This window comes from Candidatus Methylomirabilota bacterium (assembly GCA_036002485.1).
GTDB lineage: Bacteria > Methylomirabilota > Methylomirabilia > Rokubacteriales > CSP1-6 > AR37.
The window spans coordinates 1-19,819 of record DASYTI010000163.1; the positions used below are offsets into that span (position 1 = coordinate 1).

Annotated in this window: 19 protein-coding genes and 1 pseudogene; 13 read left to right on the top strand and 7 right to left on the bottom strand. The window is 68.1% G+C overall.

What is annotated here, in order from left to right:
- On the top strand, positions 1-2,373 hold a 2,373-nt coding region (locus tag VGT00_15640), incomplete at its 5' end, for a hypothetical protein (GenBank protein ID HEV8532854.1).
- A gap of 282 nt (positions 2,374-2,655) precedes the next feature.
- Here VGT00_15640 and VGT00_15645 read toward each other — a convergent pair.
- Positions 2,656-3,765: an LLM class flavin-dependent oxidoreductase gene (locus VGT00_15645; protein ID HEV8532855.1), complete on the bottom strand. Its 1,110-nt coding sequence runs from the start codon at positions 3,763-3,765 to the stop codon at positions 2,656-2,658.
- A 16-nt stretch (positions 3,766-3,781) separates the two neighbouring features.
- A complete protein-coding gene (locus tag VGT00_15650) occupies positions 3,782-4,222 on the bottom strand; it encodes a pyridoxamine 5'-phosphate oxidase family protein (GenBank protein ID HEV8532856.1) in 441 nt (146 codons plus the stop codon).
- 112 nt (positions 4,223-4,334) lie between these two features.
- Here VGT00_15650 and VGT00_15655 point away from each other — a divergent pair, with 112 nt between their 5' ends.
- Together VGT00_15655 and VGT00_15660 are read left to right on the top strand one after the other, a co-directional pair.
- Positions 4,335-5,627, top strand: coding sequence for an MFS transporter (locus tag VGT00_15655; protein ID HEV8532857.1), 1,293 nt, complete (start codon positions 4,335-4,337; stop codon positions 5,625-5,627).
- Positions 5,628-5,634: 7 nt separating this feature from the next.
- Positions 5,635-6,036 (top strand): PaaI family thioesterase, encoded by a 402-nt coding sequence (locus tag VGT00_15660; GenBank protein ID HEV8532858.1) that lies wholly within the window; start codon positions 5,635-5,637, stop codon positions 6,034-6,036.
- Positions 6,037-6,196: 160 nt separating this feature from the next.
- On the opposite strand, the gene VGT00_15665 is transcribed toward VGT00_15660, so the two are convergent.
- The 3 genes from VGT00_15665 to VGT00_15675 are packed head-to-tail and all read right to left on the bottom strand — an operon-like array spanning position 6,197 to position 10,573.
- Positions 6,197-6,925, bottom strand: coding sequence for an enoyl-CoA hydratase/isomerase family protein (locus VGT00_15665; protein ID HEV8532859.1), 729 nt, complete (start codon positions 6,923-6,925; stop codon positions 6,197-6,199).
- A 10-nt stretch (positions 6,926-6,935) separates the two neighbouring features.
- Positions 6,936-8,474, bottom strand: coding sequence for an indolepyruvate oxidoreductase subunit beta family protein (locus tag VGT00_15670; protein HEV8532860.1), 1,539 nt, complete (start codon positions 8,472-8,474; stop codon positions 6,936-6,938).
- Positions 8,474-10,573: an indolepyruvate ferredoxin oxidoreductase subunit alpha gene (locus VGT00_15675; protein HEV8532861.1), complete on the bottom strand. Its 2,100-nt coding sequence runs from the start codon at positions 10,571-10,573 to the stop codon at positions 8,474-8,476. The genes VGT00_15670 and VGT00_15675 overlap by 1 nt, the downstream gene beginning before the upstream one ends.
- Before the next feature lie 40 nt (positions 10,574-10,613).
- Between VGT00_15675 and VGT00_15680 the strand changes: the two genes are divergently transcribed.
- Positions 10,614-11,423, top strand: coding sequence for an alpha/beta fold hydrolase (locus VGT00_15680; GenBank protein ID HEV8532862.1), 810 nt, complete (start codon positions 10,614-10,616; stop codon positions 11,421-11,423).
- Here the strand turns inward: VGT00_15680 and VGT00_15685 are convergent.
- Entirely contained in the window at positions 11,383-11,835 is a 453-nt protein-coding gene (locus VGT00_15685; GenBank protein ID HEV8532863.1) for a helix-turn-helix domain-containing protein, read from the bottom strand. The genes VGT00_15680 and VGT00_15685 overlap by 41 nt on opposite strands.
- A gap of 57 nt (positions 11,836-11,892) precedes the next feature.
- Here VGT00_15685 and VGT00_15690 point away from each other — a divergent pair, with 57 nt between their 5' ends.
- The 6 genes from VGT00_15690 to VGT00_15715 are packed head-to-tail and all read left to right on the top strand — an operon-like array spanning position 11,893 to position 17,045.
- Positions 11,893-13,272, top strand: a complete 1,380-nt coding sequence (locus VGT00_15690; protein HEV8532864.1) for an MATE family efflux transporter — start codon at positions 11,893-11,895, stop codon at positions 13,270-13,272.
- Positions 13,273-13,283: 11 nt separating this feature from the next.
- Positions 13,284-13,721 (top strand): PaaI family thioesterase, encoded by a 438-nt coding sequence (locus tag VGT00_15695; protein HEV8532865.1) that lies wholly within the window; start codon positions 13,284-13,286, stop codon positions 13,719-13,721.
- A 1-nt stretch (position 13,722) separates the two neighbouring features.
- The gene (locus tag VGT00_15700; protein ID HEV8532866.1) at positions 13,723-14,196 is read left to right on the top strand and encodes a hypothetical protein; all 474 of its coding nucleotides are present in this window, start codon (positions 13,723-13,725) and stop codon (positions 14,194-14,196) included.
- Positions 14,197-14,247: 51 nt separating this feature from the next.
- Positions 14,248-15,423, top strand: coding sequence for an MFS transporter (locus tag VGT00_15705; GenBank protein HEV8532867.1), 1,176 nt, complete (start codon positions 14,248-14,250; stop codon positions 15,421-15,423).
- Between the two features lie 13 nt (positions 15,424-15,436).
- On the top strand, positions 15,437-15,652 hold the full coding sequence (locus tag VGT00_15710) for a hypothetical protein (GenBank protein HEV8532868.1): 216 nt from the start codon (positions 15,437-15,439) through the stop codon (positions 15,650-15,652).
- Positions 15,636-17,045: a patatin-like phospholipase family protein gene (locus VGT00_15715; protein HEV8532869.1), complete on the top strand. Its 1,410-nt coding sequence runs from the start codon at positions 15,636-15,638 to the stop codon at positions 17,043-17,045. The genes VGT00_15710 and VGT00_15715 overlap by 17 nt, the downstream gene beginning before the upstream one ends.
- Before the next feature lie 1,198 nt (positions 17,046-18,243).
- On the opposite strand, the gene VGT00_15720 is transcribed toward VGT00_15715, so the two are convergent.
- Entirely contained in the window at positions 18,244-18,459 is a 216-nt protein-coding gene (locus tag VGT00_15720) for a sigma factor-like helix-turn-helix DNA-binding protein (GenBank protein ID HEV8532870.1), read from the bottom strand.
- Between the two features lie 10 nt (positions 18,460-18,469).
- Between VGT00_15720 and VGT00_15725 the strand changes: the two genes are divergently transcribed.
- The 3 genes and pseudogenes from VGT00_15725 (at position 18,470) to VGT00_15735 (ending at position 19,679) form a co-directional block, all read left to right on the top strand.
- Positions 18,470-18,655, top strand: coding sequence for a hypothetical protein (locus VGT00_15725; GenBank protein ID HEV8532871.1), 186 nt, complete (start codon positions 18,470-18,472; stop codon positions 18,653-18,655).
- 10 nt (positions 18,656-18,665) lie between these two features.
- On the top strand, positions 18,666-19,367 hold the full coding sequence (locus VGT00_15730; GenBank protein HEV8532872.1) for a TIGR02206 family membrane protein: 702 nt from the start codon (positions 18,666-18,668) through the stop codon (positions 19,365-19,367).
- Positions 19,368-19,571: 204 nt separating this feature from the next.
- Positions 19,572-19,679: pseudogene (locus VGT00_15735) on the top strand (cbb3-type cytochrome c oxidase subunit I).
- Positions 19,680-19,819: the final 140 nt, after the last annotated feature.

Genomic DNA, 19,819 nt, shown 5'->3' on the forward strand with positions numbered 1-19,819 from the left:
GGCGGGATCACCATTGGCACCGACGCCCTCGTGAACCAGAGCAAGCCCCTGACGTTCCTGAGCGCCGGCAATATCGTGGTCAATGCCAACGGGCTGACCAACGCCGGCGCGGTCACCATGACCACGTCGGGGACCGGGGCCATCACGACGAACGGCCCCCTGGCCACCACCGGCAATCGCAACATCGCCCTGACGACGACGAACGCCCCGATCACCACGAACGGGCCGATCACCGCCGCGGGCTCCGGCACCGTGACCCTGACCGCCGGGGGCGCGGTGAACGGCAGCGTGACCGTGAACAACGCCATCAGCTCCGGCTCCGGCCTGATCACCCTGACGGCGCCCAATGGGATCACCCTCTCCGGCACGGGCTCGGTGTCCACCACCGGCGGGTACACCGCCACGGCGGACAGTGATCTCACCGGCACCGGGGTGTACACGCAGGCGGCCGGGTCGACCGTCTCCAGCGGCGCCGCCACCATTATCGCCGCGGACGTGGTGCTGCAGGGGACGCTCAACGCGGGGGCGGCGGCGGTGACCCTGCGGCCGGGGCTGCTGACGGAGACCATCGGGGTGGAGGACGCGAGCAAGCAGTTCAGCCTCACCAATGCCGAGCTGAGCAACATCACGACCACCGGCACGGTGACGGTTGGGCAGAACACGAACACGGGGGGGATCACCATCGGCACGGACACCCTCGTGACCCAGAGCAAGGCCCTGACCTTCCTGAGCGCCGGCAATATCGTGGTCAATGCCAACGGGCTGACCAATGCCGGCACGGTCACCATGACGGCCTCCGGCACCGGGGCCATCACCACCTCTGGCCCCCTGGCCACCACCGGCAATCGCAACATCGCCCTGACGACGACGAACGCCCCGATCACCACCAATGGGGCGATCACCGCCGCGGGCTCCGGCACCGTGACCCTGACCGCCGGGGGCGCGGTGAACGGCAAGATCACGGTCAACAACGCGATCAGCTCCGGCGCCGGGGCGATCACGTTGACGGCCGACGACATCGACATCAATGCGCCGCTGAGCAGCACCGGGGCTCTGACGTTGCAGCCCGTCACGCCCAGCCAGAGCATCGGCATCGCTGGCGGCGCGGGGGCCTTCAGCCTGAGCAGCTCCGACCTCGCCAACCTGACGGACGGCTTCAGCAGCATCACGATTGGGCGGGCCAACGGAAGCGGTCTCATCACCATCAACGCGGTGACCTTCAATGACCCGGTGACGATCCAGGCCCCCTCGGGGCCGATTATCGTGGACGGGCCGATCACAGGCACAGGCAACGCCTCGATCTTTTTGAACAGCAGCGAATCCGTTGGCCAGCAGATAACCCTAAATGCGGGGATCACGACAGCGGGTCAGCTCATCTCGCTGGACAACGTTGTTTTGGGTGCCGATGTGACGCTGGACACCACGAATGCCGGAGCGTCCCCTGCAGGAGCGAACATCACTTTCAGAACGACCACGATCGATGCTGACTCAGCGGCGAACAGTCGCGCGCTGACGCTGACGGCAGGGACGGGCGGGGCTGTCACCTTACCCGGCGCAGTGGGAGGAGCGGAGGCGCTGGGCTCCCTGACGGTGTCGAGCTCGAACACGGTGACCGCGGCGGCGGTGACGACGAGCGGCAACATCGTCCTCAACTCCCAGAATGCGGTTTCCCTGGCCGGCGCGGTGAATGCCGGCGCCGGGACCATCACGCTGGCGGGCGGGTCGATTGTCCAGAACGCGAATGTAAGCACCGCGGGCACGGGGACGATCACGGCGACGGCGACGACGGGGCCCATCACCATGGCCGATGGGACGACCTCCAGCACCGCGGCTGGCACGGGGGACATTACGTACACTGCGGCCGGCACCATCACCCTGGCCACGCTATCCGCGGGCGGGGCAGCCACCGTGAACTCGATCGGGGGCTCAATCCTGGACGGCAACATCGCCCCGCTCAATGTCGCTGCGGGCGCCGGCGCCACGCTTCTGGCGGGAGGTGGAGTCATCGGAACGCTCGCCGCGCCCATCGATGTGCAGGTGACCAACCTGGCGAATGTGAACGCCACCGGCCAGATCGGCGGGGTGTCGATCAATATCAATGGAACGACGGGGGATAACACCCTGCACTTCCTGTCCACGGTGCCGGGCCAGATTTACTTCAACGGTATCCTCCTGTACCCTCTGTCTCCGTCCCCCGTGAGCTTCCTCGGCGGAAGCGGCCTCGAGCCGATTCTCTCTCCCCTGCAGCAGGCACTGTCCGCCTGTGAGACCGTCGCGGTCCCCGGGGGCGACGGGATCCTGAAGCTTCGGGGCTTCTGCCGGGACGGTGGCCGCTCCTGGTCCCTCGCCCCCGCCGAGTCCTTTTCCCCCTGACTTTTCTTCGCTCTCTGCCGCCAGCCTCGGCGGACGAGCGGGCGGGAGTCAGCGCTTCCAGCGCCTCGAGGGACCGCTCGATCGTCACGCCGTCCGGATCGAAATTGCCGTCAAGGAAGAGCTCGGTCAGCCCTTCCTGGGCGTAGCGTTGGACCTCCTCCCCGATCTCCTCAAGGTCCCTAGCTAGAGCGGCCGCCCGTCTCTGCCCTGTGGGTGGGCGAAGAGGCGTAAGCTCCCGCGTCAGCCCCGGGGGGAATGGTCATGACGGCGGCCTGGCTGCGTTCAGTCGCGTCGGAGCTCCGGGAGGACTGTCCGGGCGAAGAGCTCGATGTTCTTCACGGCGAGGGCGTGGGGCAGGCTGCCGAACTGAAACAGGGCCATGAGCACGCCCGCGCCCAGCTCGCGCATCTGGGCCCGGATCTCGCGGACGACGTAGTCGGGGTCGCCCACGAGGGTCATCCCCTCCTTCTGGGTGAGGTCGAAGTCGAGCTCGTAGAGGGGGAGCTCCTCAGCGCTCCGGACGTCCGGCGGGCGCCGCGGCGGCGTCTGGCCGAGGAGTTTCATCGACCCGCGGTGGTAGCTCAGGAGCTTCTGCCAGAAGTAATCGAGATGCGGCTCGGCCTCCTCGCGGGCTCGGGCGTTCGTCTCCGCCACGTAGACGTGGCGCAGCACGTGGCAGTGCTCGGGCCCGGGCGTCCAGCCGTGCTGCGCCGCGAAGGCCCGATAGCGGTCGAAGATCGACCGCGTGCGCGCGTTGGACCGGTAGGCCGCGCCGGTGGGCACCCGACGGCGCGCGGCCAGCTCGAGCCCCTCGTCGCTGTCGGCGGGAAGGATGATGGGCGGGTGCGGCTGCTGGAGGGGTCGCGGCCAGATCGAGACCCGGTCGTAGCTCCAGTATTTTCCGTGCCACGCGAACGGCTCGTGCGTCGTCCACGCCTTGACGATCAGATCCCACGCTTCCTGCAAGCGCTCCCGGGCCTCGGGGAGCGGCACCCCGAGAGCCAGGTACTCCTGCGGCACCCCGCGGACGAAGCCCGAGATGATCCGGCCGCCCGACATGACGTCGAGCATGGCGACCTCCTCGGCGAGCCGCACGGGGTGGGCGTGGAGCGCGGGCAGGTTGCCGAGGATCCCGATCTTGATCCGCCGCGTGCGCTGGGTCAGCGCGGCCGCGATGATGTTCGGCGAGGGCATGAGGCCATAAGGCTTGGCGTGGTGCTCGTTGATGCAGATCGCCTCGAACCCGTACTCTTCGTACAGGACCATCTGGTCGAGATGCTGGGCGTAGATCTCCTGGCCGCGGGCCGGGTCGTAGAGGGCGTTGGCGTCGGGATAGTACGACGGCTCGTCGAGGTACGGCCAGGGCATGAGGTCGAACGCGTAGACCTTCATCGAATTTCCGCGCGCGTCATCCGCCGAGCTCCAGCGGCTTTCCGTCGAGGTCTTCGGCACGCTCGACCTTGATGAGCACCGCGTAACCCTTCTTCTCCGGGTCGCGGTCCTTCTCCGGCTGCACCAGGCGCTCCCAGACCGTCTCGTACGCCGGTCCCGAGCGGTGAATCGCGGCGGTGCCGTAGAAGCGGGCGATGCCGCCTTTGGGCAGGAGGCCGGATTCCCGGAGCGGAGGCTTCCTGAGGAAGACGGTGACCTTGGTCCCGTCCCGGAGATTGGCGTTGGTCGAGCCCTTGCCCCTCTCCCAGAGCGCGATGTGCTCGTCGTCGAAGACCATGGTGCTGCCGCGCGGGCTCACCTGGGCGAATCCGCTCGGAAGCACGGTGCCCACCAGGCACACGTTGGCGGGGAACGCGGTGTTGATGTGCTCGTGAAGGGCTTGGGGAATCTTGGCCAAGGCACACTCTCCTTTCATGATCCCGGACGTCGGGCCCTCACGTTAGCCTGTGCTCTCCCACCCGTCAACGGCTCTCGGATCGTGAGGCCTGACCCCTGCTATCCTGGGGAAGATGACCGCTCGGCTCCGCTGGATCATGTGGGGCATTCCCGCCTTCATCTTTCTCTTCGCCTTTCTTCATCGGGTGGCCCCGGGCGTCGTGGCCAAGGAGATCATGCAGGCCTTCGAGGCCAGCGGCACCATCGTGGGGCTGCTCTCGGCCACGTACTTCTACGCCTATGCCGGGTTCATGATCCCGGCCGGACTGCTCATCGATAGCCTGGGCGTCCGGCGCATCGTGTCGGCCGGCGGCGCCGTCATGGGGCTGGGCTCTCTCGCCATGGGGCTCGCGGGAACTCAAAGCGTGCTCTTCGGCGGACGCTTTCTGGTTGGTCTCGGCGCCACCGTCACCTTCATCGGCTGCCTCAAGATCGCCGCGGACTGGTTTCCGCCTTCCCAGTTCGGCACCATGTCCGCCGTCAGCGCGACCATCGGGGTGCTCGGCGCCCTCGTGGGGACAGCCCCCCTCGCGGCGCTCGTCGCGTGGACAAGCTGGCGCGGGGCCTTCGTCACCATCGGCGCCACCACCCTGCTGGGCTCGCTCCTCTGCTTCATCGTCGTGCGCGATCATCCGCGCGGGCACGTCGAGGCGGGGGCGCCCGTGCCGCGACTCGGCGAGGTCCTGCGCGGCATGATCGAGGTGCTGGGCAATCGACATACGTGGCCCCCCTTCCTCGCGTTCTTCTTTTTCTATTCGGCCATGGGCAATCTCATGCTCTGGGGCGTGCCCTTTCTCCGCGACGTCTATGGGCTCAGCAACACGCGCGCCGCCGCCTATGCCTCCACCGTCGCCGTCGCGCTCCTCGTCTCGGCGCCCCTCACCGGCTATCTGTCCGATCGGGTCTTCCGGCTCCGCAAGCTGCCCTACACCGTGCTCGCGTGTTGGCTCTTTCTCGGCTGGGCGGTCCTCGTGCTCACGCTCGGCACGCTACCGCTCCGGGGCCTGGCCATGCTTTTCTTCACCATGGGCCTCGCCAGCGGTGGCTTCGTGCTGACCTGGCCCATCGGCCGGGAGGTCAATCCGCCGCACCTGGCGGGCACCGCGGTGGCCGTGGCCAACATGGGCGGCTTCGTGGGCGCGGCGGTGACCCAGGGCCCGGTGGGCGCCATCCTCGATTCCCGATGGACCGGCGCCATGCTCGAGGGCGCGCGCGTCTACCCGCCCGAGGCCTACCGCGTGGCCTTCATGGCCTGCGCCCTCTGCGTGCTGATCGCGGCGGCGCTCAGCCTCCTGCTGCGCGAGACGCGCGGGCAGAACATCTACCACCAGCTCTACCCTGGAGGCGTCCGTGGCCGCCGAGCCTGAGCCCCCGATCGATCCCGAGATCCTGAACGCGCATCACCGCGGCACCCTGACCGCGCTCCTGGGCGCGCGGTTCGTCGAGGCGACGAAGGACCGTCTCGTCGCCGAACTCTCGATCCGGGATGATCTCCTCACGGTCGGGGGTCGGCTGCACGGCGGCACCCTCATGTCGCTGGCGGACCTGGTGGGAGCCACGGGGACCTTCCTCAATCTGCCCTCTGATGCCACGGGCACCACCACGCTCGAATCCAAGACCAACTTCTTCGCCGGCGCGCGCGGCGGTCTCATTCGCGCCGAGGGCACGCCCATCCATCGCGGCAAGAGCACTCAGGTCTGGCAGACGCGCATCACCGACGAGGGGGGTCGGCTCCTCTCCCTCACCATCCAGACCCAGATGGTGCTGCGCGTCTGAGTTTGACTTTCGAGCTGAGACGCTGCCCGATGTTCGAGTTGAGCGGCGAAGCCGCGAGACGAGGGCTGAGTTGATCCCGCAGGCGTGGCAGTTCGAGCTGAGCAGCCAGGCTGCGAAGCGAGGGCCGAGTCGATCAGCGGCGAGGCGAGGGCTGAGTAGATCAACTGCGCTCGAGAAAGCCCTCGGTCATGGCGTTGATGACGGGAATGCCATTGGCGGAGATGGCGTTGATCCGGGCCTTGACCTCGGCGAGCGCGCGGAAGGGCTTCTTGAGCAAATGCGCCGTGTAGTGCTCCACGCACGATGCGAGGTCGGGGCCCGGCACCACCCGCGTGACCAGTCCGAGGGCCTGGGCCTCGGCCGCCGAGTAGCGGTGGCAACCCATGATGATCTCCTTGGCGCGGGCCGGCCCCACGAAGCGGATGAAGCGCGTGGTCGAGGCGACACCGAGGGGGACCCCCAGGTCCACCTCGGGAATCCAGAACTGGGCCTCGGCGGCAGCGAAGCGGAAATCGCAGGCGAGGGTCAGCCCCCACCCGCCGCCCACCGCATGGCCATTGATCATGCAGATGGTCGCCTGCTCGAGATTTTCGAGCGCGGTCTGGGCGCGCTCGAAGAGTCGGCGGAACTGCGTCTTCTTCTCCGTGAAGAGACGCCGGCGCTCCTCGTCCGTCTTGGCCCGGGCATGCGGGGCGTCGGCCCCCGCCGAGAAGACGGGGGGCGCGCCCGTGACGATCACCACCCGCGTGGTGTCGTCGTCTCGGAGCTCGGTGAAGGCCCGGGACAGATCCGTGAGCATGGCATCGCTCAGCGAGTTCCGGCGCTCCGGCCGCTGGAGGGTTACCGTGGCCACCGCGCCCTTCCGCTCGAGCGTGACGTTATCGCTCATGCGTGGCTCCTCATGCGCCTGCCGCGAGCATGGCCTGCTCGAGACCTTTCTCGTCCGCGAGAAGCTGTTGGCGGGTCTGGCTGACGATACGCCGGGCCCGCTCGTATCCCTGTCCGGCCTTCTCGTCGCGGGCCACGGCCTCCGTCAGGATCTCGTCGAGGACGCGCTCGAAGGCGTGGGACAGCCGGCGACGGACATCGCCGTAGCCGCGGACCACGGTGGCGATGTCGGCAACCTCGCGGGCGAGGCCGAGATCCAGCGCCGCGCACTCTAGAACCGTCTGCTGCCAGCGGTCGATGAGCACGAACTCCCGCCGAGCCCGCAGCGACCACGGCCGGATCACGCGCAGCCGGCCGAGGACCCAGACCCGGAGAAATCCCGTGACCGCGGTGGTCTTGACGTGCTGGCCCAGGCTCGGGCGTCGCTCGGGCCACCATCGCTCGCAGAGGCGCGCGATGGGAGCGGCGATGACCGCGGGCAAGATGCCGTAGATCTCGTCGAGATCGGGCTTGAGATAGTCGGTCACGTGGAGCACTTTGCCATTCGCGGCTCCATGATCGCGCCGGATGCGCTCGAAACGGCTCCCCCGCGTCTTGAGGTCGGCCACCCGGATGGCATCCTCGTAGGTCATCCAGACGGCCAGCCGGCGCGCGAAGATCTCCGTCATCGCCATGTCGGGATCAACGGACAAGACCGTGCGGACCCGGCCGAGATAGCCCCGGGCATAGCGCGCGTCCTGATAATCGATGAGACGGGCCAGCGCTTCACCGAGCGTCCGGTGGAGAGGCGCCGGGAACTCTTCCTCGGCGCACCGGACGAGCTCGAGGAAATCGCCCATGCGCAATCCGAGAGCATGGGCGCGCTCCGCCTTGACCTGCTCCCAGGATATCGCGGGCGCGGGCGCCGCGGTCCGGTCGCCGCCGGAGGCGACGATCTCCATGCCCGCCTTGAAGCCGGCAAGGTTCCGCTCGACGGCCACGCCGCCCTCGCGGATGGCGGCCTCGAAGGATGACGCGCCGAGGGGCAGGATCTCGGCCGCGCAGAGCGCCCCCAGCAGCACGGCATTGACCTCGCTGCCCGCCCCCTGCGCGGCCGCGAGGCCGTCAAAGGCGATGAGGCGCTTGGCGAGCTTCCGTGCCGCATCTTCCACGCGCTCGCGCGGGAAGATCCCATCGCCGAGCACGGTCTTCTCGCCGATGGCGAAGAGCCGATGGGTGCTCGCGATCATGGTGGTGCGCTCGGGCGAGGCATAGTCCGTCTCGAGGGTGCGCCCGGCCTCGAGGAGCTCGGAGGCCATGACCACGTCGACATCTCCCGGGGTGGGATACAGCGAGAAGACCGGCTCGGGGGCACCGGAGGGAATGGGCTCGGGATACACTTCGAGATAGTAAGTGGTGGCGCCCGTGCGCTGGGCGACGCCCGGAATGGACGTGGCCTGGGCCGGCAGCCCCGCATGGGCGGCGGCGCCGGCTATCCACTCGGTGAGGACGCCGCCGCCCTGGCCGCCGAGCGCCGCGATGAGAATGGAGATAGGGCGCCGCGGAGCCATCACGCGGTCTGGAGGCGCCCGATCACCCAGCGACGCGCGCCATCGAGCGCGCGCTCCCACCGGCGGGGATTGTGCACCACGCGGGTCTCGAAGAACGACGGGCAGAGGACGGCGGCATGCGCGACCTCGCCGCAGAGCCCGCAGCCGACGCAGGTCTGGTCCACGTGCGCCACCGGATCCTCGCGCAGCGGGTCGGGATTGTCCTTGAGGGTGAGCGACGGGCAGCCGTTGAAGCGCATGCACGACTTGTCGCCCGTGCAGACGTCGGGGTCGACGCCGAAGCGCGGCGTCACCACCCGCCCGCCCGCCTTGAGCCGGGCCGCCGTCCGAGGCTTGACCCGGCGCTGGCGCTCGAGCTGGCACTCTGCCCGCGCGATGATCACCTTGAGTCCGCCCGCCGCCGTGGTCATGGCCTCCTTCACGGTCTCAAGCGTCTCGCCCACCCGGTAGGGATTGACGATGCGCATCCAGGGGACGCCGAGGCTCCGGATGGTCTCGGCGATGGACATGCGCACGCGCTCGCCCTGCGGGTTCTTGCCCGTGGAGGGATTGTGCTGCTGGCCGGTGGCGGAGGTGTAGAAGTTCTCGAGGATGACGAGCACCGAGTCCTGCTTGTTGAAGACGGCGTTGGCCACCCCGGTGGTGAGCCCCGAGTGCCAGAAGCCGCCGTCTCCGAGGATGGAGATGACGCGCTTCCCGAAGTTCGGCGCCACGGCATTGGAGGACGCGAGGCCGAGGCCATAGCCGAGAATAGTATTGCCCTGGTTGAAGGGCGGCAGGGTCGCGAAGGCGTGGCAGCCGATATCGGCGGCCACATGCGTCTCCCCCAATTCGCGCTGGGCGATCTTCAACGCGCTGAAGACGGGCCGCTCGGGGCAGCCCGTGCAGAAAGCGGGCGGCCGCTTGGGCAGCGCCGTCTCCAGGAGGGCCCGGCCCCGCCCCACGTGGCCCGAAAGCGCCGCGCGGCGAGACTCGGCGTCTCGTCCCAGGAAGCGCGCCAGCGCGGCCAGCACGACTTCGGGCACGAACTCGTCCTGGGCCGCCACCGTCTCCTTGCCCGCGATGCGGACGGAGAGCCCGCGATCATAGGCGAGGGCCTTGATCTCTTGCTCGATGAAGTTCGGCATGCCCTCCTCGAGCACGAGCACGCGACGCTTGCCCTCGAGGAAGTCAAGGAGCTGCTCCGGCACCAGCGGGTGGATGACGTTGAGCACGAGGACGGGAACGCGCGTCCCGCCAAACACATCGGCCTGCCCCAGGAGCTCGAGGGCGCGCAGCACCGTCGGGGTCAACCCGCCCTGGAGGATGATGCCCAGCTCCTTGTCCTCGCCGGGAATGACCTCGTTGAGCGCGTGCTCCACGACGTAGCGGCGGGCGGCGGGGAGACGCTTGTCGAACTTCTGCGCCTCCTGCGCGTAGGTCGAGGGGGGATGGGAGAGGCGAGCATAGTCGAAGGAGTGCCGGGTGAGCCGATCGCGCATGCTGATGGCGGGCCGCACATTGTCCTTGCAGACGAGCGTCCCCCGCATGTGGGCCGCGCGGATCCGGAGGCTGATGACGGAGGGCAGGTTCGAGGCCTCGGAGAGGCCGAACCCTTCCTCGACGACGCGCGCGAAGTTCTGGAGGCTCGGGCGCGGATCGAAGAGACAGAGGGAAGACTTGAGGGCGAAGGCGTGGGTGCGCTCCTGGATGACGGAGGCGCCAGCGCCATAGTCCTCGCCCACCACGATGAGGGCCCCGCCGATCACCCCGGAGGAGGCGAGGTTCGAGAGGGCATCGGCGGCGACATTGGTGCCGACGATGGACTTCCAGGTGACGGCCCCCCGCATGGGGTAGTTAATGGATGCGCCCAGGAGGGCCGCCGCGGCCGCCTCGCTGGCCGAGGCGTCCAGGTAGACGCCCATGGGCTTGAGGAGCGGCTCGTTGGCGTCGGCCATGACGTCGAGGAGATGGGAGACGGGCGCCCCCGGGTAGCCGCCGACATAGGAGACGCCCGACTGCAAGAGCGCCTTGGTGATGGCGAGGATGCCCTCGCCCCGGAGCACTTGCCCCTGTCCGAAGCCAAGCTGCTTGACTTCCTCCGCGAACGACCGTTCCATAGAGCCCTCTTTTACCACACTCCGCGAGCGGAGGACGGCCATGCCCCACTCGACCAGCCGCGACGGCGTCAGGATCTACTTCGAGGAGCACGGCCGCGGGGAGCCCGTCCTCCTCGCCTATGGCATCGGCGGCAATGCGGGCATGTGGGAGCCGAACATCCGGGCCCTCTCGGCGAGCCACCGTCTGATTCTCTGGGAGCCGCGCGGGCATGCCCGGTCGGACAGCCCTGAAGATCCCCGCCAGGTGACCTTCGGCCACTGGGTCGGGGACCTCCACGATCTCATGGACCACCTGAGCCTCGAGCGGGCCACCGTCGGTGGCTTGAGCCTCGGCGGCGGCATCGCCACGCGCTTCACCCTGGCCCATCCCGACCGCGTCCGCGCGCTGGTGATCGTCTCCTCGTCCTCGGCCTGCGGGCTGCCCCTGAGCGTGGAGAACATCGTGATGCGCGCGAAGAGCATCGAGGTGACCCTCAAGGGCGGCATGGACGCCATGGCCAACTTCGCCATCGAGTCCAATCCGAACGTGGCCGGCCGGCTCAAGCTCGATCCGTCGGCGCGGAAGGAGATCTTCGAGTATTACCGGATGCTGACGCCCATCGGCTATGCCAATGCCCTCCGGGCGCTCCTTCAGATGGACTACATCACCGAGCGGCTAGGGGAGATCGAGGTCCCCACGCTCCTCGTGTGCGGGGACCAGGACCTCTCGCTCGGGCCCATGCGGGAGATACAGAAGCGGATTCCTCAGGCCAAGTTCGCCCTCCTCGCCCCGGCCAGTCACTTCGCCAACCGGGATCAGCCCGAGGCCTTCAACCTCGCCGTCGTCGAGTTCCTGACGAGCCTCGGCTGAGGCGGATGCTGCTGCCCGGCACGCGCTCGCCCGTGTCGGCGCGGAAATAGCCGAGTCGCACCTCGCGCCCTGAATCGGCGTGGACGAGGCGCGCCCGCTTGTAGACGTGGCGGGCCCCCCAGGCGGCCAGCGCTCCCACCACCACCCCCAGCTCCTTGCCCTTGTCCGTCAGGTCGTACTCGGCCCGCGGCGGGTGATCGGAGTAGAAGCGGCGCGTCACCAGACCGTGCTCCTCCATGAGCTTGAGGCGGTCGGACAGGATATTGGGCGCGATGCCGGGCAGCGAAGCCTGGAGATCCTGGAACCGGCGCGTGCCCCCGAGGAGGTCTCGCACCATGAGAAGCGTCCAGCGATCGCCCACGATCTCGAGGGTCTTGGCCACGGGGCAGCGCTGGCCGTAGATCTTGGGCATGCCCGCATTGTAGGCGGGGGCTTGACAGAAAAGCAAGTCACTATTATTTTACAAGTCATGAGCCCGACGGCCGCCGCGGCGCCCTTCTCCTCCTCCATGTCCGCCCGCACGAGGCAGCTCCTCGAAGACCCCGTCGCGCCCACCCTGCTCCGCCTGGCCGCCCCCAATGTGCTCGTCATGGTGCTCCAGGCCGTCCTGACCACCCTGGACGCCGTCTTCGTGGGCTGGCTCGGATCCGCGGCCCTGGCCGGTGTCTCGCTCGTGTACCCGCTCGTCATGCTCATGCAGACCATGTCGGCCGGCGGGATGGGCGGCGGCGTGGCCTCCGCGGTGGCGCGGGCCCTCGGCGCGGGGCGACGGGCCGAGGCTCAGGCCCTCGCCGCTCACGCCGTCCTCATCGCCCTCGTCATGGCGGCCTTGTTCACCGGAGGTCTCCTGCTGGGCGGGCCCTGGATCTACCGGGCCATGGGCGGGACTTCGGAGACGCTCGAGGCGGCCGTGACCTATTCCCACGTGGTCTTCGGCGGCGCCGTCGTCTACTGGCTCGTCAACACGCTCTCGAGCATAGTCCGCGGCACCGGTACCATGGCCCTTCCCGCCGCCATCATGGCCGGCTCCGCCGTCATCTACCTGGCCCTGGCCCCCGCGCTGGTGCTGGGCTGGGGGCCCTTCCCCCGCCTGGGCATCGCGGGCACAGCGGCGGCGAACGTAGCCGCTTTCGGCACGGCCGCGCTCGTGCTGGTCATCTATCTCTGTTCGCCAAGGAGCGCGGTGCGGCTGTCCTTCCGGGGCCTCCGCCTCCGCCGCGAGCACTTCTGGGAGATCCTTCGCGTCGGCGCGCCCGGCTCCCTCAACACCATCCTCACCAACTTGACCGTGGTGCTGATGACGGGCCTCGTCGGTCCCTTTGGCACCGCGGCGCTCGCCGGCTATGGCATGGGCGCGCGGCTCGAGTACCTCCAGATCCCTCTCGTCTTCGGAATGGGCTCGGCGCTGGTCGCCATGGTGGGCACCAATGTGGGCGCGGGGCAGCTCGCGCGAGCCGAGCGCATCGCCTGGACAGGCGCGGGCCTGGCCGCGGCGGCCACGGCGTCCATCGGACTCCTCGCGGCGGCTTTCCCGCGCGCCTGGCTCGGCCTCTTCACGTCGGATCCCCACGTGCAGGCGGTGGGCGCGACCTATCTCCTGATCGTGGGCCCGACCTATGGCTTCTTCGGGCTCGGCCTCGCCCTCTACTTCGCCTCGCAAGGCGCGGGCCGCCTCGCCTGGCCCCTCACCGGCGGGTTTCTCCGTCTCGGGGTCGCCGTGGCCGGAGGCTGGCTGGCCGGCTACTGGCTCGGCGGGGGCTTGCCGGGCATCTTCGCGGCCATGGCCATCGCTCTCATCGTCTTCGGAAGCACGATCGCCGCCGCCGTCAAGCTCGGGGCGTGGCGCTAGGAGGAGTGCGGATGCCCAAGATGCTCGATCTCATCAGGATGGTCCAGCGGGGAGAGCTGCCGCCACCCCCCATCGCCACGCTCATCGGCTTCACCATCAGGTCCATCGAGCCCGGTCATGCCGTCATGGAGATGGAAGCGGGGCCGCAGCACGCCAATCCCATGGGTACCCTCCACGGCGGAGTCCTCTGCGACCTGGCCGATGCCGCCATGGGCATGGCCTACGCCTCCGCTCTCGACGAGGGCGAGACCTTCACCACGCTCGAGCTCAAGATCAATTTCCTCAAGCCCGTGTGGACGGGACGGCTGGCGGCCACGGGGCGGGTCGTGAAGGGCGGCCACACGGTGGGCCTCGTCGAGTGCGATGTCCATGACGACAAGGACCGGCTGGTGGCGCGCGCCTCCAGCACCTGCATGACGCTCAGAGGACCGCAGGGGGAGGGACGCTGAGATGAGCATCCGCGCCATCTTCGGGCTTCAGGTCTTGATGAGCTTCGTCGGCTACATCCTCATCGCGCGCTTCTACGTGGCGCCGCGGCTGTCGGCCCTGCCCCTTCGGGTCGCCCTCATCCCGCTCCTGCTCCTCCACGCCTTCCGCCATCTCGGCATGGTGTTCCTGGTGCCGACCGTGGTGGGGCCCGCCTTGCCGGCGGCCTTCGCGGTGCCCGCCGCCTACGGCGATCTCCTCGCGGCGCTCCTCGCCCTCCTTGCCATCGCGGCCCTGCGCATGGAATGGTCTTCCGCCATCGCCCTCGTCTGGATCTTCAATGTGGTGGGAACGCTCGATCTCATCAATGCCTTCTATCGAGGGCTACGGAACAATGTGCTACTGGGCGCCGCCTACTACATTCCGACCTTCGCGGTGCCCGCCCTCTTCGTGACCCACGCCATGATCTTCGCCATGCTCATCCGGCGCGCGCGCTGAGGCGCCCGCTCGAATTGCCTCGGGCGTCTCGCCTGTGAAATACTCGGGCGCATGAGCCGCGCCCGCGCCGTCCTCGGCACCGCCTGCGGCACGCATTTCATCCACGACGGCTTCTCCGACATCCTCTACGTTCTCCTGCCCGTGTGGGCGCGCGAGTTCGGCCTCAACTTCGCCCAGGTCGGGCTCCTCCGCACGCTCTACAGCGGGGGCATGGCCGCCTTCCAGATCCCCGCGGGGCTGCTCGCCGAGCGATGGGGCGAGGCGCGGCTCCTCGCGGCGGGCACCGCCGTGACCGCGCTCGGCTTCGTGGCCGCGGGCTTCTCCGGAAGCTTCCTCGCCCTCCTCTGCTGCTTGATCGCGGCCGGCCTCGGCTCGGGTGTGCAGCATCCGCTCTCCTCTTCGCTCGTCTCCGAGGCCTACGAGTCCGGTCGCCGTCGCATCGCCCTCGGCACCTACAACTTCTCCGGCGATCTCGGCAAGGTCGTGGTGCCCGCCTCCGTCGCGGTGGCCGTGCCGTGGATGGGCTGGCGCGGCGCCGTCGAGGCGTATGCGGCGGTGGGATTGCTGGCGGCCGCCGTGGTCCTGGTCCTGCTCTTTCGTCTGGGCGCGGGTTGGGCGCCCGTCATCAGCGCGGACACGCCTCGCGGGGGATCGGACTGGGGCATTCGAGACGTGCGCGGCTTTCAGGCCCTCTCGGCCATCCAGATCATCGACAACTCGACCCGGAGCGGCTTTCTGACCTTCCTTCCCTTCTTGCTGATCGCCAAGGGCTCAACGGTGCAGGCGGTCGGGCTCGCCCTCATGCTGGTCTTCGCGGGCGGCGCGGTGGGCAAGTTCGCCTGCGGGGCGTTGGCCGAGCGTCTCGGCGTGATCCGCACCGTCATCATCACCGAGGTGGCCACGGGCGCGGCCATCCTGATGCTGCTGACCCTACCCCTCGGCCCGTCGCTCATCCTGCTGCCTCCGCTGGGGGTGGCTCTCAACGGCACCTCCTCGGTGCTGTACGGCACCGTGGCCGACCTCGTGACAAGCGACCGGCGCGCGCGGGGCTACGGCATCTTCTACACGCTGGGCGTCGGCGCCTCCGCGCTGGCGCCTTTCGCCTACGGGCTCGTGAGCGACTGGGGTGGTGTGCCGCTGGCCTTGGGCCTGGTGGGCTCCATGGTCTTCCTCACCCTTCCCCTCACCCTCGCGCTTCGCCGCCCGCTCGCCACGGCAACCGTCTGAGGAGGCTGGCGCGATGGAATACCTGCTCGTGAAATTCCCGCGGCCGCGCCGCGTCAAGGTCGACGACGAGTTCAACGGCCGCACGGGCGAGGTCATCGAGCTCGAGGCCGGCAACCACGTCGTCTCCCTCGGTCCGCCGGCCAACTTCACGCCCGACGAGCAGCGCATCGTCCTCAAGAACACGTCCGAGCTGGACCCGCGGGAGATCAGCTTTGAGCTCGACGAGTAGGCGCCCTCGGGCCAGCCTGCTCGCCCTCTGCCTCGTCCTCGCGGGGTGTGCCCACTACGTCGTCAATGACCCGCTGCCCGGGGCGCGGACGGGGGCGGGGTATCGGTTCGACGCCACGGAGACCGCGTCGAACACGAACTCGCTTTTCGTCTGCCTCGTCTTCACCGGAGGCGGCACGCGCGCGGCCGCCCTCTCCTATGGCGTGCTGGACATGCTGCGGAATACGCGGATCGTCTGGAAGGGAGTGGAGAAGAGCCTCCTGCAGGAGGTGGACTGCATCTCGTCCATCTCCGGCGGATCCTTCACGGCCGCATACTATGGTCTCTTCGGGGACCGCATCTTCACGGACTTCCGCTCACGCTTCCTCGACGTGGATGTCGAGGACGCCCTCATCCGTCGCGCCGTGAATCCCCTCAACTGGTTCCGCCTCGCCTCGCCCTACTTCAGCCGGATCGACCTCGCGGCCGAGTACTACCACGAGAAGATCTTCGACAAGCAGCCATTCAGTGCCCTGGCGGGCAACGGAAAGCGCCCCTTCGTCATCCTCAATGCCACCAATCTCGCCAACGGCGAGCGCTTCGAGTTCACCCAGGAGCAGTTCGACTTCCTCGTCTCCGATCTCGCGACCTACCCCGTGGCGCGGGCGGTGGCGGCCTCGTCTGCGTTTCCCTTTCTCCTGAGCCCGCTCTCCCTCAAGAACTATCCGCACCCGGAAGGCTTCACGCTGCCCACGGACTACGAGGAGGGCCTGAAGGACTACGACCACAACCGCCGCCGCTACTACTGGGCGCGCAACCGCGCCCTGTACGTGAACGACAAGGAGCGGCCCTACCTGCACCTGATGGACGGGGGACTGGCCGACAATATCGGGCTGCGGCCCGTCGAGGCGGCCTGGCGCCGGACGAGCGGGTTCATCCGGAAGCTCCTGAGCGACGGCGCCATCGAGAAGTTCGTGATCATCGTCGTCAATGCCCGGCCGGATAGCGGAGACACCATCAGCAAGAAGGAGAGCCCGCCCGGCCTGGGCGTGGTGGCCGTCAAGACCGCGACCATCGCCATGGACAACTACAGCTTCGAGACCATCGAGGTGATGAAGGAGCTGCGCGACATGCGGGAGCGAGCGCAGCGCAACATCGCGGCCTGCCGGCAGCGCCTGGCCGCCTGCCCGACCGCGCCCCCCCTCCCGGGCCTCGCCGCCGACATCGACCCCTACGTGATCGAGGTCAACTTCGAGGCCATTCCCGACCCGGAGCGCCGGAAGTACTTCCTGACCCTCCCCACGAGCTTCACCCTGTCACGGGATCAGGTCGACGCCTTGATCCAGATCGGGCCCGAGCTCCTCCGCGCGGAGCCGGAGTTCAAGGAGCTCATGCGGAGCCTCGGCCAACCGTAACGTCACACCCCCGATCAGAACTTTCAGGGCGTAGGCCAATGCTGGGGCCGTACCTCACGGAGGCCCCGGAAATGGCTGACTTTTCTCATGCAGTGTCGTTGCGGCTTCATCGAACCTGTGCTCCAAGCGGCACCAGGCAGCCCCAATCTGCAAGCAGTGCAAGCAGGAAGACTTGTGCCGTCGCAGTGGTCTTGACGCTGACGCTCGGCGGGCGTCCTGGCGACCTTATTGACACGCCCGTCGTAAACGACGCTACCCGCGTCTGCGGCGGCCCTGGCAGTCAGACTCGATGATCGCTCTCGGATACGTCCGTCGCAGCAAGGAGTCGGGTGCCCGGACGGTCTCCCTCGAGGACCAGCGGGCACGAATAGAGTCCTACTGCGAGGAGCACGGGTGGACGCTTGTCGAGATCTTGGCGGACGATGGCGTGTCGGGCGGCCGCCGAGAGCGCCTCGACCGGTTGGCTGAGCGGGTCAAGGCTACCGGTGCTCGAGCCATCGTGGTGTACCACCTCGATCGATTTGCCAGGGATCTGGCCGCGACCCTGGACTACCTGCGCCGCTTTGCCAAACGCGGGGTGGAGCTTCATGTGGTTGGCCGAGGGCGGGTCGAGGCCGATACCGCCACAGGATTCATCGTTACAGCTGTGGAGGGCCTGGCGGCCGAACACTACCGAAGGGTTATCTCCGAGAAGACGCGGGATGCCCTGGCGCGACTTCGTGCGAAAGGCCGGCGCGTATCGAGATTCGCCCCATACGGCCATCGTCTAGCCGCGGGTGGCCGCTTAGTCGCGCACCCGAAGGAGCAGGCTCTACTTCACCAGATCGAAGGATTGCGGCGTCAAGGCCTTTCGCTCCGGGCCATTTCGCGCTCGCTGGCTGGTCGGGGCACCCTAGCCCGGAACGGGCGGCCATTCGGTCCCTCAACCCTTCTGGGCATCGTTCGCAACCGGAGGCTTACGAACGCTAAGGACGTGCCTTGAACGGGGTAGAGTGAGAAGCGAGCGCGGTCGTGTACAGGTCCGGCGGCGCCATGTCCTGGGGCTGCTACCGCAGCAGGGCACGCAATCGACGCTCGCCGTCAACTCGCCCGTGAAATTCGGGACACGAGGAGACATGCGCCTGCGCCGCCGTCATAGTCTCCACGTCAAGCTCGCCATCCACGAAGGCCTGCAGCCACGGCTCGAACTCTCGGCAGATCATCGGGATTCCTCGCTGTAGCCATGCGCGCGTGCCAGCGTCCGAAGCTCCGTGCGGAGGAGCTGCCGGGCGCGGGATCGCCGCGACATCACCGTGCCGATCGGGCAGTTCAGGACCTGAGCGATCTCCTTGTAGGTGAACCCCTCGAAATCAGCCAGCGCCATCACCTGTTGGAAGGCCGGAGACAGACTCTTGAGAGCCCGCTCCACATCCACGTGAAATACCGTGGCCCAGCTGCACATCGTCGCGGCGATGGATCCGGAGACGCCCCAGAATCACCTCAACCTGGCCTTGAGCTTCTTGAACGCCGGGCGCGCGGACTCGGCTCGAATCGTTCTTCAAGAGACCGTGCGCCGCTGGCCCAACTACACGGCGGCGCAGAACGCGATGAAGCGGCATTCCGGAGGGTAAACTTCACGGCGTGGAGGCGCCCCCGTTCGTCCTCTTCGGCTTCGATCACGTCGCAGCCATCCTCATCACCGGAATCGTCGCCGCGGGGCTCTCGCTCGCGGTGCGATCCAATCCCGACGGCGCGATCGCCCGCGCGCTGCGGATCGGAATCGCGGGGATCGTGGCCGCCGCGATCATCATCGGCATGGTGCGCGACGGGCTCCGGGGCCGGCTTTCCGTATGGGACTGGGTCCCCCTCAACCTCTGCGACTTCGAGATCGTGCTCGCCGTCTTCGCGCTCCTGACCCGGCGACAGGCGGCGTACGAGATCTTCTACTTCTGGGCGCTCGCGGGAACGCTCATCGCGATGATCACACCCGAGATCACGAGAGGATTCCCGAGCCGGGAATTCATTTCCTTCTTCGCATTCCACGGCGCCGTCGTGGCGACGGCGCTCTTCATGACGTGGGGATTAAAAATGCGCCCCCGGGCGGGGGCGCATTGGCGGGTCTTCCTATGGACGAACGTTTACGCGGCCGCCGCGGTGGCCGTGAATCTCATCTTCGGGAGAAACTTCCTCTACCTCTGCGAGAAGCCGAGCGGGTTCAGCGTGCTCGACTGGTTCGGCCCCTGGCCGGTCTACATCGTCGCGGCCGAGGTCCTCGCGCTGGCCCTCTTTTACCTGCTCAGCCTGCCGTTCCGAGACCAGCAGCCTACGCGCACCCGCTCGTAGCGCCGCAGTTCAGGCACGAGTAGCACGCTCCACGGCGGACCATGATCGAGCCGCACTCGGTGCAGGGAGGCGCATCGGGCTGGGTCACGAAGGACCGATCGTCCGCCCCCTCGCCCTTGCCGTGCCCGTTCGCACCGCCGTTGATCAGCTTGAGCTGCACTTCCGCTGTGCCTACGGCTCCTAGGGCGGCCAGCGTCCGAGTCTGACCCCCTGCTCTGGCAGCACCTCTTCTGGATCTTCGGTCACCCCGAGGTCTACATCCTGATCCTGCCGGCCATGGGCATCGTCTCAGAGGTGATCCCCACGTTCGCCGCGCTGAATTATCCGGGCTAGACTCCCGCCCGCAACACGACGTTGAGCTGGTTCCCTCCAGATGAACGGACTCCGTAGAGCGCTACGCTGCTCAGAGGGAAGTAGTAGTCCCAGTTCGTGCTCGCGAAGTGCACCTGACC

Excerpts from the sequence above, each read along its gene's own strand:
- VGT00_15645 (HEV8532855.1), bottom strand. The coding sequence starts at position 3,765 with ATGAAGGTCTACGCGTTCGACCTCATGCCCTGGCCGTACCTCGACGAG.
- VGT00_15655 (HEV8532857.1), top strand. The coding sequence starts at position 4,335 with ATGACCGCTCGGCTCCGCTGGATCATGTGGGGCATTCCCGCCTTCATC.
- VGT00_15665 (HEV8532859.1), bottom strand. The coding sequence starts at position 6,925 with ATGAGCGATAACGTCACGCTCGAGCGGAAGGGCGCGGTGGCCACGGTA.
- VGT00_15670 (HEV8532860.1), bottom strand. The coding sequence starts at position 8,474 with ATGGCTCCGCGGCGCCCTATCTCCATTCTCATCGCGGCGCTCGGCGGC.
- VGT00_15675 (HEV8532861.1), bottom strand. The coding sequence starts at position 10,573 with ATGGAACGGTCGTTCGCGGAGGAAGTCAAGCAGCTTGGCTTCGGACAG.
- VGT00_15680 (HEV8532862.1), top strand. The coding sequence starts at position 10,614 with ATGCCCCACTCGACCAGCCGCGACGGCGTCAGGATCTACTTCGAGGAG.
- VGT00_15685 (HEV8532863.1), bottom strand. The coding sequence starts at position 11,835 with ATGCCCAAGATCTACGGCCAGCGCTGCCCCGTGGCCAAGACCCTCGAG.
- VGT00_15690 (HEV8532864.1), top strand. The coding sequence starts at position 11,893 with ATGAGCCCGACGGCCGCCGCGGCGCCCTTCTCCTCCTCCATGTCCGCC.
- VGT00_15695 (HEV8532865.1), top strand. The coding sequence starts at position 13,284 with ATGCCCAAGATGCTCGATCTCATCAGGATGGTCCAGCGGGGAGAGCTG.
- VGT00_15700 (HEV8532866.1), top strand. The coding sequence starts at position 13,723 with ATGAGCATCCGCGCCATCTTCGGGCTTCAGGTCTTGATGAGCTTCGTC.
- VGT00_15705 (HEV8532867.1), top strand. The coding sequence starts at position 14,248 with ATGAGCCGCGCCCGCGCCGTCCTCGGCACCGCCTGCGGCACGCATTTC.
- VGT00_15710 (HEV8532868.1), top strand. The coding sequence starts at position 15,437 with ATGGAATACCTGCTCGTGAAATTCCCGCGGCCGCGCCGCGTCAAGGTC.